15 protein-coding genes are annotated in these 16,022 nt (G+C 33.1%); 10 read left to right on the top strand and 5 right to left on the bottom strand.

The window, feature by feature from the left end:
- Nucleotides 1-53: 53 nt before the first annotated feature.
- Nucleotides 54-869, bottom strand: a complete 816-nt coding sequence (locus X926_RS00780; protein ID WP_103064599.1) for a type I phosphomannose isomerase catalytic subunit — start codon at nt 867-869, stop codon at nt 54-56.
- A gap of 2 nt (nt 870-871) precedes the next feature.
- Nucleotides 872-1,471 carry a hypothetical protein gene (locus tag X926_RS00775; protein WP_103064598.1) on the bottom strand — a complete coding sequence of 200 codons (600 nt, stop codon included), beginning with the start codon at nt 1,469-1,471 and terminating at the stop codon, nt 872-874.
- A 219-nt stretch (nt 1,472-1,690) separates the two neighbouring features.
- Here X926_RS00775 and X926_RS00770 point away from each other — a divergent pair, with 219 nt between their 5' ends.
- The 4 genes from X926_RS00770 (at nt 1,691) to X926_RS00755 (ending at nt 6,112) form a co-directional block, all read left to right on the top strand.
- The gene (locus X926_RS00770) at nt 1,691-2,482 is read left to right on the top strand and encodes an energy-coupling factor transporter transmembrane protein EcfT (protein WP_103064597.1); all 792 of its coding nucleotides are present in this window, start codon (nt 1,691-1,693) and stop codon (nt 2,480-2,482) included.
- 61 nt (nt 2,483-2,543) lie between these two features.
- Nucleotides 2,544-3,482: a radical SAM protein gene (locus X926_RS00765; protein ID WP_103064596.1), complete on the top strand. Its 939-nt coding sequence runs from the start codon at nt 2,544-2,546 to the stop codon at nt 3,480-3,482.
- Between the two features lie 4 nt (nt 3,483-3,486).
- Nucleotides 3,487-5,430: an ATP-dependent zinc metalloprotease FtsH gene (gene ftsH, locus X926_RS00760; protein ID WP_103064595.1), complete on the top strand. Its 1,944-nt coding sequence runs from the start codon at nt 3,487-3,489 to the stop codon at nt 5,428-5,430.
- A 16-nt stretch (nt 5,431-5,446) separates the two neighbouring features.
- Nucleotides 5,447-6,112, top strand: a complete 666-nt coding sequence (locus tag X926_RS00755; RefSeq protein ID WP_103064594.1) for an HAD family phosphatase — start codon at nt 5,447-5,449, stop codon at nt 6,110-6,112.
- A 2-nt stretch (nt 6,113-6,114) separates the two neighbouring features.
- Here the strand turns inward: X926_RS00755 and X926_RS00750 are convergent, their stop codons facing one another.
- The 3 genes from X926_RS00750 to X926_RS00740 form a co-directional block, all read right to left on the bottom strand.
- Nucleotides 6,115-6,576: a hypothetical protein gene (locus X926_RS00750; RefSeq protein WP_012208291.1), complete on the bottom strand. Its 462-nt coding sequence runs from the start codon at nt 6,574-6,576 to the stop codon at nt 6,115-6,117.
- 195 nt (nt 6,577-6,771) lie between these two features.
- Nucleotides 6,772-8,649 (bottom strand): BMP family ABC transporter substrate-binding protein, encoded by a 1,878-nt coding sequence (locus X926_RS00745; protein ID WP_103064593.1) that lies wholly within the window; start codon nt 8,647-8,649, stop codon nt 6,772-6,774.
- 191 nt (nt 8,650-8,840) lie between these two features.
- Nucleotides 8,841-9,566 carry a metallophosphoesterase gene (locus X926_RS00740; RefSeq protein WP_012208289.1) on the bottom strand — a complete coding sequence of 242 codons (726 nt, stop codon included), beginning with the start codon at nt 9,564-9,566 and terminating at the stop codon, nt 8,841-8,843.
- Between the two features lie 67 nt (nt 9,567-9,633).
- On the opposite strand from X926_RS00740, the gene X926_RS00735 reads away from it, so the two are divergent.
- From X926_RS00735 to X926_RS00710, 6 genes are all read left to right on the top strand, one after another.
- Nucleotides 9,634-9,993, top strand: a complete 360-nt coding sequence (locus X926_RS00735) for a carbohydrate ABC transporter permease (protein WP_158245162.1) — start codon at nt 9,634-9,636, stop codon at nt 9,991-9,993.
- A 20-nt stretch (nt 9,994-10,013) separates the two neighbouring features.
- Nucleotides 10,014-10,679 carry a PIG-L deacetylase family protein gene (locus tag X926_RS00730; protein ID WP_158245161.1) on the top strand — a complete coding sequence of 222 codons (666 nt, stop codon included), beginning with the start codon at nt 10,014-10,016 and terminating at the stop codon, nt 10,677-10,679.
- Nucleotides 10,669-12,450 carry an amylo-alpha-1,6-glucosidase gene (locus tag X926_RS00725; RefSeq protein ID WP_103064590.1) on the top strand — a complete coding sequence of 594 codons (1,782 nt, stop codon included), beginning with the start codon at nt 10,669-10,671 and terminating at the stop codon, nt 12,448-12,450. The genes X926_RS00730 and X926_RS00725 overlap by 11 nt, the downstream gene beginning before the upstream one ends.
- A gap of 133 nt (nt 12,451-12,583) precedes the next feature.
- Nucleotides 12,584-13,408 (top strand): SDR family oxidoreductase, encoded by an 825-nt coding sequence (locus tag X926_RS00720; RefSeq protein WP_103064589.1) that lies wholly within the window; start codon nt 12,584-12,586, stop codon nt 13,406-13,408.
- 59 nt (nt 13,409-13,467) lie between these two features.
- Nucleotides 13,468-14,886, top strand: a complete 1,419-nt coding sequence (gene gndA / locus X926_RS00715) for an NADP-dependent phosphogluconate dehydrogenase (protein ID WP_103064588.1) — start codon at nt 13,468-13,470, stop codon at nt 14,884-14,886.
- A 17-nt stretch (nt 14,887-14,903) separates the two neighbouring features.
- The gene (locus X926_RS00710) at nt 14,904-15,932 is read left to right on the top strand and encodes a D-isomer specific 2-hydroxyacid dehydrogenase family protein (protein WP_103064587.1); all 1,029 of its coding nucleotides are present in this window, start codon (nt 14,904-14,906) and stop codon (nt 15,930-15,932) included.
- The last annotated feature ends 90 nt before the right edge of the window (nt 15,933-16,022 follow it).

The following is a 16,022-nucleotide window of genomic DNA, read 5'->3' as shown; positions in this document are numbered from 1 at the left end:
AAAGAAATAGAATGTAAAAATTTTAAATAATTTTATAATTTTTGATTATGAAACTATAAAAGTGATTTCCAGCCAATTTCGTCTAATTTAAATTCCACAAATTCACCTTGAAAATTATAATTTACTTCTTCTGGAAGTACTATTGTTTCATAGCTTTTCAAGTTAACATATACGCCAAACCCTTTTTTATTTTGGTTGGCAAATCTGGAAAAGCTAAAGTATTTGGTACACAATCCTTCGGTCTTCCTTGAAATAGAGTAACTGGTGTGAATGGTGTTGAGAACTTTTTTAGATTTATCAACATGGATTTCTCGAGGTCTTCCCCAGTCGTATAGTCTGTAAGTTAAATCTGAGCTTTGCTGTATTTCAAGTAAAAGGCTATTGGGACCTAAAGTATGCACGGTTCCAGCGGGTATGAATATCGCATCAAATTTGTTCATTTCATAACTTTCTAGTACTTCATCCCAACGATTATCATCAAAAGCTTGTAAAATACATTTGTTATTATTTGAAACTTTAATTTGGCCATTATCTTTCAGAAAGTACCATGCTTCTGATTTTCCCCATGGTTCGTTTTCTAATTGTTTAGCCATTGTATCATCCGGGTGTAATTGTATGGAAAGCCAGGATGAGGTTGCGATTAATTTCAACAACAAAGGAAATTTCGGAAAAAGTTCACTTGCTTTTCCATAATCTTTTAGGCTATTTTTCCCATACAAGATGGTTTCGTATCCATCTAGAGGGGAATATAACCAGACTTCCCCTATTGGTTGGGTTTTTTCATAGTTGAAAATTCTGTTCAATTCATTATTTCCCCAAATTTTTTCACTAAAAATAGGTTTTGAAATAAGCGGCTCCGATATCTGCATGTTTACCTCCTGTTAAATGTTTTGAGTTCATTTTCTAAAATATTAAGTCTTAATAATATTTTGTCTTTATATGTTTCTGACCCACCATTGTAAATACTATACGCATCTTCTTCGCCAAAACGTGATTTTATATCGTATAAGTATAAGATAGAAGTCAATAATTGCACATCAGGTCTTTCTTTTATGTTATCCCAATACCAAGGTTCTAAGAAATTAATTCTTTGATAAAATTCAGGGTAATTATGTTTTAAATACCAATAAGTAGGGGCTTGTATCTGAAAATATCCCAAACTATCACCACTATCTCCTTTTACGTTTTCAAAATTTGTTTCTACTATTCCAATAGCTAACAATTCGATCGGGTAAACATATTCAGTTACATAGGGAAATTCTTTATATAATATTTCAAAAACTTTAACGAATTCGTTTATTGTTGTATCCTCCAAAGTATAGTTGCTTTTTAAGTATTCTTCAAAAAAAATGATCTGCTTTTTATAGTTTGAGGATTTAGAAACTAAAAAAACAATTATTATACATATTATTAAAATCAACAAAAGTATAAATAGGTATTTCATACTTCTATTTGATAAGGATTTTTCCATGTGTCTCTCCAAATTGATTTTTTGTAGACATTAAAATAATTATATCATCTTTTTACAAAAACACTTAATCAAAACTTAATAAAAATCAGCCATTCTGTTTATTAATATTTTAAAAAAACCACACAATCTTTTCTCACAAATAATATAATAATTCTTGAATTATGTTAAAATATTGAATGCTGGGAATTAGAAAAAATGATTGGTAAAAGGAGTATTTAAATGCTTTTGGATAATGTTGCCTTGGGAAGGTACGTTGAATTAGACTCATTGATGCATTCACTGGATCCAAGGGGAAAACTTTTAGGGTTGTTTGTTTTGGCAGGATTTGCTTTTTCTATAAACAGTTTTTATGATGTTTTGATTATGTCTTCTTATACTTTGGTTTTGATGTTGTTATCTAAACTAAGCTTGAAGTATTATATGAAATCCTTAAAATCAATATGGTTCATAGTCATCTTTGCTTTCGTAATTCAGTTATTTACAGTAGGAGGGAATACACTTTTTAGGATCGGGTTTATCAGAATAACAGATACCGGTTTATTTAATGCCGCTATAATTACCTTCAGAATATTATTTGCAGTTTTATTATCTTCTGTTCTCACGTTAACTACTTCTCCTACCTCTTTAGCTCATGCTCTAGAAGATGTCTTGAGATGGTTTTTTGTACCTAAAAGATTTGCTCATGAAATATCGATGGTAATGACGATTGCTATAAGGTTCATCCCTGTAATTGCAAATGAAGCAGATCGTATAATGAAAGCACAATTAAGTAGGGGGGCAAATTTTGATGATAGAAAATTTTCTGGAAGGATTAGAGGGGCTATATCTATAATTATTCCCTTGTTGGTATCTGCTCTGAGAAGGGCTGAAGATTTGAGTATTGCTATGGAAGCAAGAGGATACAATGGTTGGGAAGGGAGGACGAGATTTAAGCAGTTTAATTGGAAAATAAAAGATACTGTTTTCCTCATTTCTTTTTCTTTAGTATGTTTCACTATTATTTTTATTTAAAGGGTGATATTTGATATAATTTAAATGAGTAAAAAAAGCGAGTATATATTGGAGGTGTCTGATGAGTTTTCGATATTTATACGGTCCTGTACCTTCTCGAAGATTGGGAAGATCCTTAGGAGTAAGCCCAATACCTCCAAAAACTTGTAATTTTTCTTGTGTATACTGTCAGTTGGGGAAAACGACTAACATGACAAACCAAAGACAAGAATTTTTTAATTTGCAAGATATTTTGGAAGAGTTTAAAGCTTATATTAAAAGCGATGTATCCCAGTTTGATTTTGTAACTATAGTTGGTGAAGGTGAACCATTATTATACTCTAGAATTGGTGAACTAATAAAATCAATAAAAGCTTATGTTGATAAACCTGTTGCTGTAATTACAAATGGAGCTCTACTTTGTGAAGAAAAAGTAAGGGAAGAATTAAATGAGAGCGATCTTGTAATGCCAACACTGGATGCTTATGATCAAATAACCTTTAAAAAAATAAATAGACCTCATAAAAGTATATCTTTTGATTCTTACGTGGATGGGTTGATAAGTTTTTCTAAAAACTTTAAAGGTAAAATCTGGATGGAATTTATGATGATAAAAGGGCTAAATGATGATGAAGAATCTTTAAGGAAAATCAAAGAAATATTTAATAGAATAAGTTATGATAGATTGTATATAAATTTACCAATGAGACCCCCAGCGGAAGATTGGGTAACAGTTCCAGAAAAAGAAAAAATTGAGCTAGCGCAAAATATCTTAGGAGGCATATCCCTTGATTTTTTAGAAGAAGAAGATTTTTACAGTTCTATAGAAGACGATTTGGAAGCTATCTTAAGTATAATAAAAAGACATCCGATGAATCAGCATGAAATAGAAAGTTTTTTGGATCAAAGAAAATGTGAAAATAAAAATGAAATTTTTGAAAAATTAGAGAAAGATGAAAACGTTGAAAAAGTACAGTATTTTGGATTAAATGTATATAGGTTAACATCTGTGAGGAGGTAAATAAATGCCTGAAAATAAAAACGATAAAGAAAATAAAAACACCAAAGAAGAAAAAAAGAAAGTAAAGTTTTCCAACATAATTTGGGTTTATATTATATTTGCGATTATTTTTATTGGGGCTCTCATTTCTTTGAATTGGGAAAATAATCCTATAATATCCTATTCAGAAATGTTGAGTTTGATCAATGATGGCCAGGTTGAATCCATGAAAATAAACCAAAATGGAAACGTGGAAATACTTAGCAAAGACGGTACTACTTATGAATCTTTTTCGCCAGCTTTAGTAATCGATAAACAGTATGTGAATAGTTTAATTCAAAAAGGTATAAAGGTAGAGTATGTTGAAAGTGTAGGATCAAAGTGGTGGTTTGGTTTATTGATAAACATAATTCCAATAGTAGTAATGGTTCTTTTCTTTTTTTGGTTGTATCGTTCGGCTCCCGCAGGAGCTAGAAGCAGTATGAACTTTGGAAAGAGTGGGGCAAAAAAGTATGAACCTATCGGGGAAAAAGTTACTTTTAAAGATGTGGCAGGAATCGATGAAGTTTTGGACGAAATCGAGGATATTGTAAAATTTTTGAAAAACCCTCAAGAATTTCAAGAATTGGGTGCAAGAATGCCTAAAGGAACTTTGTTGGTAGGCCCTCCGGGAACTGGTAAAACTTTGACAGCAAGGGCTATAGCCGGAGAAGCAGATGTACCTTTTTATTATGCAAGTGGATCTGATTTTGTCGAACTTTTTGTAGGGGTTGGTGCATCGCGAGTTAGAGACCTTTTTAAAACAGCTAAAGAAAATGCTCCTGCAATAATATTTATCGATGAATTAGACGCAGTAGGTAGACAAAGAGGAGCTGGGCTTGGTGGAGGGAACGATGAGAGAGAACAAACTCTCAATGCCTTGTTAGTGGAACTCGATGGTTTTGACACGTCGACAGGGGTTGTTGTCATGGCTGCTACCAATAGGCCTGATGTTCTTGATAAAGCATTGCTTAGACCAGGTAGGTTTGATAAAAAAATAATGGTAGGTCCTCCAGATGTAAAAGGAAGAGAAGAAATTTTAAAGATACATACACGAAAAAAGAAAATAGCCCCTGATGTTGATTTAAAATTGTTAGCCAAAAGGACACCGGGCTTCGTTGGAGCTGATTTAGAAAACCTAGTTAATGAAGCTGCTTTAATAGCCTCAAGAAAGAAAAAAAACCAAGTCGAGATGAGTGATTTTGAAGAGGCTATTGATAGGGTGCTAACCGGTCCATCAAAAAAGTACAGGATAATATCCGATAAAGAAAAGAAGATTCTATCGTATCATGAGTTGGGACATGCTGTATTGGCATATTTATTGCCTAATACCGACCCTGTTTACAAGATTACTATAATTCCTAGGGGTGCAGGTTCGTTAGGTTCTACTTTACAAATTCCTGAAAAAGACAAATATTTAATTAAAAAATCTGAAATACTTGATAGGATCGTTGTAGCCCTTGGAGGGAGAGCTAGCGAGAAATTAGTATTTAATTTTGCTACTACCGGGGCTAAAGATGATCTGAGAAAAGCTACAGATTATGCAAAATCCATGATTTATAGGTTAGGAATGTCCAAAAGAATGGGCCCTGTGTATTGGGAAGGAGAAGAGGAAGAAATATTTTTGGGGAGTGAGTTGACAAAACAAAGAAATTATTCGGAAGAAACCGCTAAAGAACTTGACGTTGAAGTCAAGAAAATAATTAATTCTATGTACGATAAAGCTCTCGAACTTCTTAAGCAAAATAGAGAGAGGCTTGATCTTCTAGCTTCTTATATTTTTAAAAATGAAACAATTTATGGGGAAGAATTCAAAAAGCTTATGAGTAAAGACCTTGAAGAGTTAAAGGAATATATTGGGGGCGAAAAAGAGATAAATGAATTTCTTAAAATAGATGTTGTGAATCATGTTAATTATCAACCTGTGTAAAAGCTAGGAGGTAATAATGTTAAGAGCCATTATTTTTGATATGGATGGGGTCATTATTGACAGTGAACCCATCCATTATAGTGCAAATAAAAGAATTTTTGAAGAACTGGGAATCCCAATTAATAGAAGTTCATATAGTAATTATATCGGTGTAAGCAACCAAGAGATGTGGCAAGACTTAAAAAATGAATACAATCTACAACAAAGTGTTGAAGAATTACTTGAAAAACAAAACTTAGAGAATTTGGAATTATTAAAAGAAGGGGTTAAAGAGCCAATAGAAGGTGTAATAGAGTTATTACAGATACTCAAAGAAAAGAATTATAAAATAGCTTTGGCCTCTTCTTCGCCAATGAGGTTGATCAAAGAAGTTATTTGCATGTTTGACATTGAGAAGTATTTTGAGGTTTTGGTGAGCTCAGAATACGTTGCTCGTGGTAAGCCTAAACCTGATATTTTTATATACACAGCTGGATTGTTAAATGTTAAACCAGAGGAATGTGTAGTTATAGAAGACTCAAAGAATGGTGTTAAAGCGGCAAAAGCTGCTGGAATGAAGTGCATAGGTTTTAAAAACCCAAACTCACTCAACCAGGATCTATCGAAAGCAGATTTAGTGGTGGAAAATATGAAAGAAATAACTTTGGAATTGATAGAAAAGTTAGAAAAAGTGGAAGCTTAAAATTAAGGGATTTTCAATGAGAAAGTGTATTCTAATCCAACTAACATCCATAAATCTTTGTTTCGAAAAATTGATTGTGTAAAAAAAGTTGGATTGTTTCCAATTTTAAAATCCAGTCGTAAAATGTTTTCAACAGTAGTTGGTGGAACCGGTCCATGAATGGAATACTTTTGCCATTCTTCTTCATTGTAAGGTGTGTCTATTGTGATCGTACCTTTAACTAGATGTTCATAATCTATTCCAAAATGTTCACCTTCTAAAAAAATTTTGAACAATTCAACATCAGGTCCATATGGGAAACCAAGAAAGTAGTTTATAGTTTTATCCTCCGCAAGAAGAAGATTTTTCCAAACGGGATAAGTAAAATCTTCGTTACCTTCACCTTTATTGTACAACCATGTGGAAGTCTTATAAAACTCCATCCCATAATCTATTTTTTGTCCTTTCTTTCTGCCTCCCATCATGAACCCATAAGCGTTTGGAGGGCTACTTTGGCTTTCGGTTGGTAATTGATACTGATCTAAAAGAAATTCAGAATACAGAGTATAATTTTTTAAATCTATCGTTGATGAAAGATATCCGGCATCGTTCGAACTTGGCTCATAAATGTTGTGATAAACTAAGAAAGGGTTGAGATCAACAAAATTTGGTACCCATTTTTAAGAATAATAAACGTTGTCCACAAACCAATCCATTTTCATTAGTTCTTCGTCTGAGATATCTTTGCCTTCCGAGACTTTCATATTACCTTCTTTATCAAAAATACCCCCCCTGAAAGGGTGAAACCTATTTTCCATAATATCCGTTTTCACAGTGTCAACAAGGTTTTTTGTTGTAGAAGGAACAATTTTGCTTATAGGTGACAAACAAACTACTCCACTCTTAAGTCCACCCCAAAAGTTCTCAATCTTTTCTGAACCAGAAAACAATCTAAATAAAGAAAAATTTGACCCTCTTAATACATCTTTAATTATGTTTTCGTAGTAAACTCCCCAATTCCATACAACAGAGGTTAAATGGGTAGTTGGAGCATAATCTTTCATGTCAATATGGTAACCAATAGTGTAGACGCCGTATTCTTCTCCAACTTTGCAAACTTCCGGAGAATCTTGATGATGGGTTAAAACATCCACTCCAATTTCATTTATCAAATACTCTGACGTGTCTCTTTCATATTCTATATTGCGCCAAGTATTCGTCCATCCAACAAATATCTTTGCTTTTGGATTAACAGCCTTTGCCCCTAAAGCAAAGGCATTTATTCCCATTATGACTTCAGGTATACCGTAGGAAGCAACGTAACCTATTTTATTGTTAGTGGTCATTGCACCTGCTATCATTCCAGAGAGGAATCTTGGTTCGTACATACGACCGAAATATGTGTTAATATTCTTTGTAGTACGATATCCGGAAAAATACATGAATCGAACATTTTGAAGTTCCTTTGTGTTCTGATTTTGTAAGAAGTCAAAACTGGTAGAAAATATTAGGTCGAATTTTTCTTCTTCGAGTTGTTCCAATATTTTTTCATACGTTTTTAAATCAGAAATATTTTCAAAATACTTTGTTATTATTTCATTTCCTAAACGTTTTTGAACGTACCTTCTTCCCAATTCATGGGAATATGTCCATGCAGACTCTTCTATTGAGGTGTTATATAGAAAAGCTACTTTTAATGTTTTCCCTGCGAAAATTTGAGGCAATTTAAATAACGGCTCGGATGGCTTACCCAAACGTTCCTCTAATTCTTCTACTAACTCGTCTACTTGCTCCCTCATTTCTCTTTCGATAGTGGGAACATTTTCCAAACCAAATTTTTTTAGGTATTCTAAAAAAGCCTCTTCTTCAGTAAGCGAAATCGTGTCCTTAGCAATTTCCCTATATAGCTTTCTAAATAGAAGATATACTGAATGGACTAATTCATCATATTCATTCTCAACAAAATCACTTTTTTTCTTATAATCTTTGATTAACTCGTAAAGTTCTTTGAATTTGCCCTCTTTGTTGAACCAGATTATATTAATTTTTGTCTTTTTATAAAAATCTAAAAATTCATAGTAGATCCTTATTTCAGGATTGTTTTCATCCCATTTTGGAATCAATCTAGTAACTTCCCCACGGACTGAAAAAGCGTCTGAATATTTCAAAACGCTTACCCTTTTGTTCCCTTCAACAATATAAAACCAGTTTAAATATTCGTAGGCTGTTACAGGATCCCTTATTCCTTCAGATATATGAGCTTCATACAAATTGATCCATTTACTTGCAAATTCTGAGTCAATTTTCATTAAGGGATAAAAATTTGCAGAAAAAGATAGTGAACGAGAATGGTAGTACGTTCCTTTGATCCTTTCTATAGGGATATCTATAAGACCAAGTTTTTCTTCCTTAATTATTTCAGCGTTGTGGATGATATCTTCTAAACACGGCAGATATCCTTCTTTCCCTTTTGAAATATTAGCCAAAAAGTCTTTCTTTGCTAATCTATTAGCTTTTTCGTACTCGCTTCTGCTGAGACTTCTTGAGGTCCTATACATTAGGTTAGCCTCCTTTTTTTGGGCACGTTAAGGGGTAAACCCCTTAAGATCCCCAAGTTCAAAATCAAAGTTTATTATAAAAAAGATTTTTTGCAAGAAACAGTAAAACCTTTTAGGGATATATTCTTATATTAATAATTCTATAATACAGCAAAATAATTAAAATTTTATTTAAAAGAATTAATTACTTTCTAAATTAAAATGGTCTTAGGACTTATCATCTTATAAGTATAAATTTCTATTACTTCTTTCTTTTCTTCATCGTACTTTATTAATTTATAAGGTACCGCATTTATTAGATAAGATACATTATTTAAAAATTTAATTTCAAAATCAAGTTCTTGAAAGTCGTATCGTGGATGAATATGGCCGTATATCCAAATTTTTGGAAATGCTTTAAGATAAAACTCCCCCAAAGCTCTTGAAGGGGTATGAGATTGCCCGTATTTTTTTATAGTATTTTTAATGTAAGGAGGATTGTGTGTAACCATTATATCGATTTGCTTGTACTTATTACCTTTAAAGATTGTACTGAAACGTACCTCTCTATTAAATTTATTAATATCCTTTTCTTTGAAATAAAAAGGTCTATATCCATGAGCTAAAGCACCGGAAAATCCCGCTACTATTATGTCTTTGCCGATGAATTTTTTTAAGTTAACTATGCCATGATTTAAAACATAAGCTCCTTTGTATACCTTTGAGAAAGAGTTATTTTCTTCTTCGTATAATTTATAATACTTTTTATCATGATTACCATGTACCATCAAGCTTAAGGATGGTTTGAATTCATTCATCACGTAATCAATGTATTGCGGAGAAAGATCTCCAGCGCAAATAAGTAAGTCAAACTTTTTTTTGTCTTTATTTGTTAAATATATTTCCTCGTCAGAAATGGCAATTATATCTATCATCATTTTAATTCCTTTTTAATAAAAGACTCTATAAAATTATTTTATCAAAAAATAGAGATAAGTTGAAATTTTGTGTTATTATAAGGTAATCATTTCCTACAGAAGTGATAGAAAGCGCCAAAATCGATGGAGAAGTGAATTAAAAATATTTTGGAGGATCATAATACCTTTATCTCAACCCGTAATAGCTGCTTTGGCTGTGTTATCATTTACTTGGAGATGGAACGATTATATTTGGCCTTTGTTAGTTGTTAGCTCACCAAAATATATGACCCTGCAGCTTGGATTGGCATTATTCTCAGGTGAGTATACCGTACAATGGGGATCTCTTTTGGCAATGACAACATTATCTATAATTCCTGTAATGATTGTATTTTTAGCCTTTCAAAGGTATTTTGTAAAAGGTATAACAATGGGATCTCTAAAATAAGAAAAAAGGGAGGAGAAAATATGGTGGATGCACTTTTCATAGGGGCCCACCCTGATGATTATGAGGCTTTTGGAGGAGGAACAATACTTCGATTGAAAAAAGAAGGGAAGAGTTGTGGTGGAATAATCTTAACCGATGGCTCTGCAGGGAGAAACAACGATATCAACGTAAGAAAAATGGAGGCAGAACATGCTGCAAAATCTTTGAAACTTGATTATTTTGAAATGATAGGACTGAAAGACGGATATTTAAATGAAATTAATAATTTAGCAGCATTAATCGCAAATCTTATACGAAAATATAGGCCCAAGATCCTTTTCACACACTATTTTGAAGACAAGCACCCCGATCACAAGGCAGTTGGAGAAAGTACTATAGATGCCTTGTTTTTAGCTAGAACGAAAAGAGAGGATTTAGAAAATGAACCTTACAATTGTTCCAACGTTCTTATGTTCATATCTGATATCACAAAGATTTCTCAATCTAAATTCTTTGTAGAGATTACTGATTTTCTGGAAGAAAAAATCAAGGTTTTAAGATTATACGAATCTCAAAAGGAAGTCTTGGGCCCCATATCTTTGATGAACAAATATATAGCAGCTGATGTTTTAGAGGGAAGAAATAAAGCCGTAGAAGTATTTTATCCTCTAACTTTGGTAAAAGGGGAAGGATATTATGTATTATAAGATAGAGAATGATGGAAGTTTAACTTATTTTCAAATTTTTCCAAAGGAATACATAATAAGTAACAGGTCTTCGACAATGTTGTTGAAAAACTGCATGCCTTTTTCTGTTTTTTCCAACAAGTATGGAACGGTAATGTCTAAAATAAGATTAAACTTTTACCCAAGTCAAAGGGTGAGATTTTGGCCTGATGGTATGTCAGCTAATAATGGTTTATCAAAAATGACTGTTATGAGCGACCCATCTGCTTATTCTGTCCTTGTTAAATTTAAAAATCTAAAAAATTTAGTGTTCTCATTCACCCCTGTTTTTAAAAAAGAATTCAAACTACCTTTTTTTGATAAGATAGAAATTCCTATAAGTTATCAGCAGGAAGTAGAAAATAAGTGTTTGACATTCGCTGATGACTTTAAAATTATCATTAAAAAAGGTGAGATAAAAGATCTAATAAAAGGTGAAAAAGTAGCCTTCGTGTTGAGATCTGACGAGAACAACGAAATAGAGATTATCATTGGAAAAGAAGAAAAGAATTTAGAAGAAAAGAACACCAAATACCTTCATTATCTAAACAGTTTAGCACAAAACAAAGACTTAAGTGAGTTAGAAAAATCAGAGTTTTTATTTACAATGCACACTGCTTTTTCTTCTATAAAAGATTATAATGGGGATTTAGCTTTAGCAGCAGGGGTTAATTATTCTTTCCCGAATAGGACATACTTTAGAGATAGTTTTTGGACTATACAGCCAATAATGAAAGTGGATCCAAAATTCGCCAAAAACCAGATTTTATTTTTGTCCGAAGGTGTTCACGAAGATGGAAGCTGTCCAAGCGGTGTAATGAAATTAGGTGAAGAGGAATTGGCTTTTATTAGAGGCAAAAGAAATATGTTACCCAAAAAGGCAAAAGAATTTTATAAATACGAAAAAGATTGGTGGTCAAACCATCATGACTCTGGAGGATACTACATAATACTTTTGTCTGATTACATTAATAATACGGGAGACTTGAGTATTTTAAAAGAACGATTTCCAGATGGCACAGTATTGGATAAGATTGGTAATATTCTTAAAAGGTATATTAGTTTAGATACTGATAATGATTTATTATTTGAAAAGCCCTTTGATTCAAACGATTGGGCGGATAATGTGTACAGAAATGGAGCTGTTACCTACGATTTGGCGATTCAGATAAAAGCCTTTGAAGAAGCTTCTTTAATATATGATTTAATTGGAGATAAAAAAATTGCTGAAGATATAAGAGAAAAATATCAAATAATGAAATACAATTTCAACGAAAAAATGTGGAACGAGGAAAAAGGGTATTTTAATGATTTTATTGGTGACTATTTGGAAGATCACTTGAATATAGATACGATATTGGCTTTGCTTTTTAATATAGCAGATGAAGACAAAAAAAGAAAAACTTTAAACGCTATGGAGAGAATGCTTGAAACAAAGAATAACAAAGAGCAAAAGTTTGAAGATTGGGGGGTTATGTCCGTTTGGCCATTTTTCAAATCAAAAAAACACCTTTTCAGTAAAAGTGTATTTCCTTACAGGTACCACAACGGGAGTGATTGGCCTTATTTGTCCTCTATATATGCCTTGGTTAAGAAAAGAGAAGGTATGGATTATAGATATCCTTTAACTAGATGGTGGGAATACTCCTTGGAAAAAGGATGGATAAACCCTGTAGAATACTATAGTCCAATCTATGCTCGAGGATCACTCAACCAAGGATGGTCTTCCATGGCTGCAACATTATTTCTTTGAATTATCAACGATTATAGGTAATTTGAGCCGATTAGGCAGAATTATAAGCGGTTATTGTATAAATAATTAATTTCATTTTAGAACGAATTAATTGTATAATATAAATAAGAATTTATAAAAGGAGATGATCAACGTGAGTAAAGTCGAAGATTATTTTAATGTACAAGGCAAAGTAATAGCGATAACAGGAGGAGCTGGTGTTCTATGCTCTGAAATGGCTAGGTCTTTGGGAGAAGCTGGTGGGAAGATTGCTGTACTGGATCTATCAGAAAAAGCTCTGGCTATGTTAAATAATGAATTAACAGAAAAAGGTGTTGAACACATAACGATTAAAATCAACGTCTTACAAAAAAATGATTTAATAAGAGCAAAAGACGAAATTCTTGAAACATTTGGTAAAATAGATATACTGATAAACGGAGCGGGTGGCAACAAACCCGAAGCAACAACAAGTAAAGATAAATCTTTTTTTGAACTCCCAGAAGACGTAGTACAGTGGGTTTTTAACTTGAACTTCTTGGGAACATTTTTGGCAAGTCAAGTGTTTGGAGAATATTTTGCAGAAAACGGTTATGGAGAGATAATAAATATCTCATCGATGAACGCATTTAGGCCCTTGACAAACATTCCTGCATATTCTGCAGCTAAAGCTGCTGTGAGTAATTTTACACAATGGTTAGCGGTTCATATGAACCAAAACTATTCGAAAAAAATAAGGGTCAATGCAATAGCTCCGGGATTTCTCTTAACTAATCAGAATCGATTCTTGTTGACGAATGAAGACGGTAGTTTAACCCAAAGGGGAAATCAAATATTAGATCATACACCTATGGGAAGGTTTGGAGAACCTAAAGATCTAATTTCTACAGTAATGTGGTTGATAAGTGATAGTTCTGAGTTTGTTAACGGTGTTGTTGTTCCAATAGATGGTGGTTTCGCCGCTTATAGTGGTGTATAAGTATGTCCCAATTGTATGCCTGAAAGTCAATTTAATAAAAAATAGAAGGAGTTGATATAATGGATCAACAAAAGAACGATATTGCGGTTATAGGGATGGCGGTGATGGGGCAGAACCTTGCTTTAAACATGGAATCAAAGGGTTTTAAGGTGTCCGTTTACAATAGAACAAGTGAAAAAACTAAAAGATTTGTTGAAGAAAGGGCAAAAAACAAAAATATTCAAGGGACTTATTCCCTTGAAGAACTTGTTAATTCACTAAAAACACCAAGAAAGATTATTTTGATGGTTAAAGCTGGTAAACCAGTTGATGATGTAATCGAGGAACTTTTGCCTTATTTGAATAAAGAAGATATAATCATAGACGGAGGGAATTCTTATTACAAAGACACAGACAGGAGATACGAAGAATTACATAAAAAAGGAATAAGATTTTTAGGAACCGGTATAAGTGGAGGGGAATACGGCGCATTACACGGTCCATCCATCATGCCTGGGGGAGATGAATCCGCATATGAAGAGGTAAAAAATATACTCGAAGCGACTGCTGCTCAAACAGAAGATGGTCCATGTGTTACTTACCTTGGTCCAAAATCAAGTGGTCATTATGTAAAAATGGTTCATAACGGAATAGAGTACGCCATCATGGAGTTGATAGCAGAAACATACGATATTATGAGGAAAGTGCTTAAAATGACTCCTCAAGACATGAGTAAAGTATTTAAAGAATGGAATGAAGACCACAAATCTTATTTGATGGAAATTACTTATAAGATTTTAGAGTGGAAAGACGAAGAAACTGGTAAGCCAATTGTTGACGTCATTTTAGATAGTGCAAAACAGAAAGGTACCGGGAAATGGAGTGTTCAAGACGCTTTAGACTTGAATATATCCATACCCACCATAAACGCTGCCGTCAATGCAAGAACGTTATCTTCAATAAAAGATGAAAGGATGAGGATTGGAGAAATATATGGAACATCCACGGAAGTGAATTTAAATGAGAGCTTTATAAATTCATTAAGGGATGCGTTGTATATTTCAACAATAATTGCTTACGCGGAAGGTATGAAGCTGTTGCAAGTAGCATCTAAAGAATATGAATATAATTTAAATCTATCAGAAGTCGCAAGAATCTGGGAAGATGGATGTATAATAAGATCCGAATTTTTAAAACCAATACAAAGAACGTTTAAAAAAGATCCTAATTTAGTAAATTTGATAATTTCTGACGAATTCCAAAGTGATTTTAAGGAGAAAATTCCAAAGTTGAGAGAGGTAGTTTCAGAGATCAAAAAAGCTGGTCTACCTATTCCTGCTCTAAGTTCAGCCCTTGATTATTTTGATGGGTTAAGGTCAAAAGAGTTACCGGCGAATCTGATTCAGGCACAGAGGGATTATTTTGGTGCTCACACGTACGAAAGAAGGGACAAAGAGGGAATATTTCACACAGAATGGCAAGATATACATAATATCTAAAAAAAGGGGGGAAAGAGGTGTCGGAAGACAATAATAACATCGCGATAGTAAATTCCAGTACATTTGGAATATACTTTCCAGATTTAATGCAACGATTAAAGAAAATAGGTATTGTGGAAAGGATAACTGTCGATCCTAAGATACCAGGAAGAGAGTTAGCAGACAAATTGAAAGGTTGTAAGTTTGTTATAGCAAGCGTTACACCAAACTTTACTTCAGAATTTTTTCAATTCAATAAAGATGTAAAACTAATTGCTCGTCACGGTATTGGATACAACAATGTGGATATTAAATCCGCAACAGAAAATGGGGTTATGGTCACAAGGGTTCTTGGTATCCACGAAAGAGATTCCGTTGCGGAACTTGCTATTGCTTTGATTCTCATCTGTTTGAGGCAAATTATTCCTGCCAATAAAGCGGTTAAAGAAAATAAATGGCAAGATAGAAAAGGTTTTGTGGGTGATGAGCTGTCAAAATTGACGGTAGGAATAATTGGTTATGGAAACATTGGTAGCCGAGTTGCTGAGATAGTAAAAGAAGGATTCGGTTCAGAAGTAATAGCTTATGACCCTTATATAGCTGACAAGGTCATAGAAAAAACTGGGGTAAAACCGGTAAGCTTTGAAGAACTTTTAAAAACATCCGATGTAGTAAGTTTGAATGCTTCTTTAAATGAAGGGAACTATCATTTCATAAACAAAAGAGCTTTCGACTTAATGAAAAACGGGGTAGTAATAGTTAACACGGCAAGGGGAGAATTGATAAACCAGGATGATTTTATTGAAGCTTTAGAATCTAAGAAAGTTTCAGCTGCGGGGCTTGATGTATTAGAAGAAGAACCAATAAACCCAAATAATCCATTACTGAAATACCCAAATGTGTACATATTGCCTCATATAGGGGGATATGGGAAGTATTCATTAAGAAAAATGGATGAAAAAATGGTTGAGGATATTGAAAAGTTGATGAAAGGTGAAATTCCTGAACAAATAGTTAACCCAGAAGTTATAGAAAAAATTATAACAGAATTCAAAGGTAGAAAATAAATTATTAGTTTAAGGTGGTCTGCAGTGGCAAAGACTTCCTTAATCCTTATGGGTGGGGAGCGTTTTAAAAATTTTTGAATATTAAAGAAA

This window comes from Petrotoga sp. HWHPT.55.6.3, assembly GCF_002895495.1.
GTDB classification, from domain to species: domain Bacteria; phylum Thermotogota; class Thermotogae; order Petrotogales; family Petrotogaceae; genus Petrotoga; species Petrotoga mobilis.
Note: the sequence above shows the minus strand (reverse complement) of the source record. Positions and strands in the feature narration are given on the sequence as shown.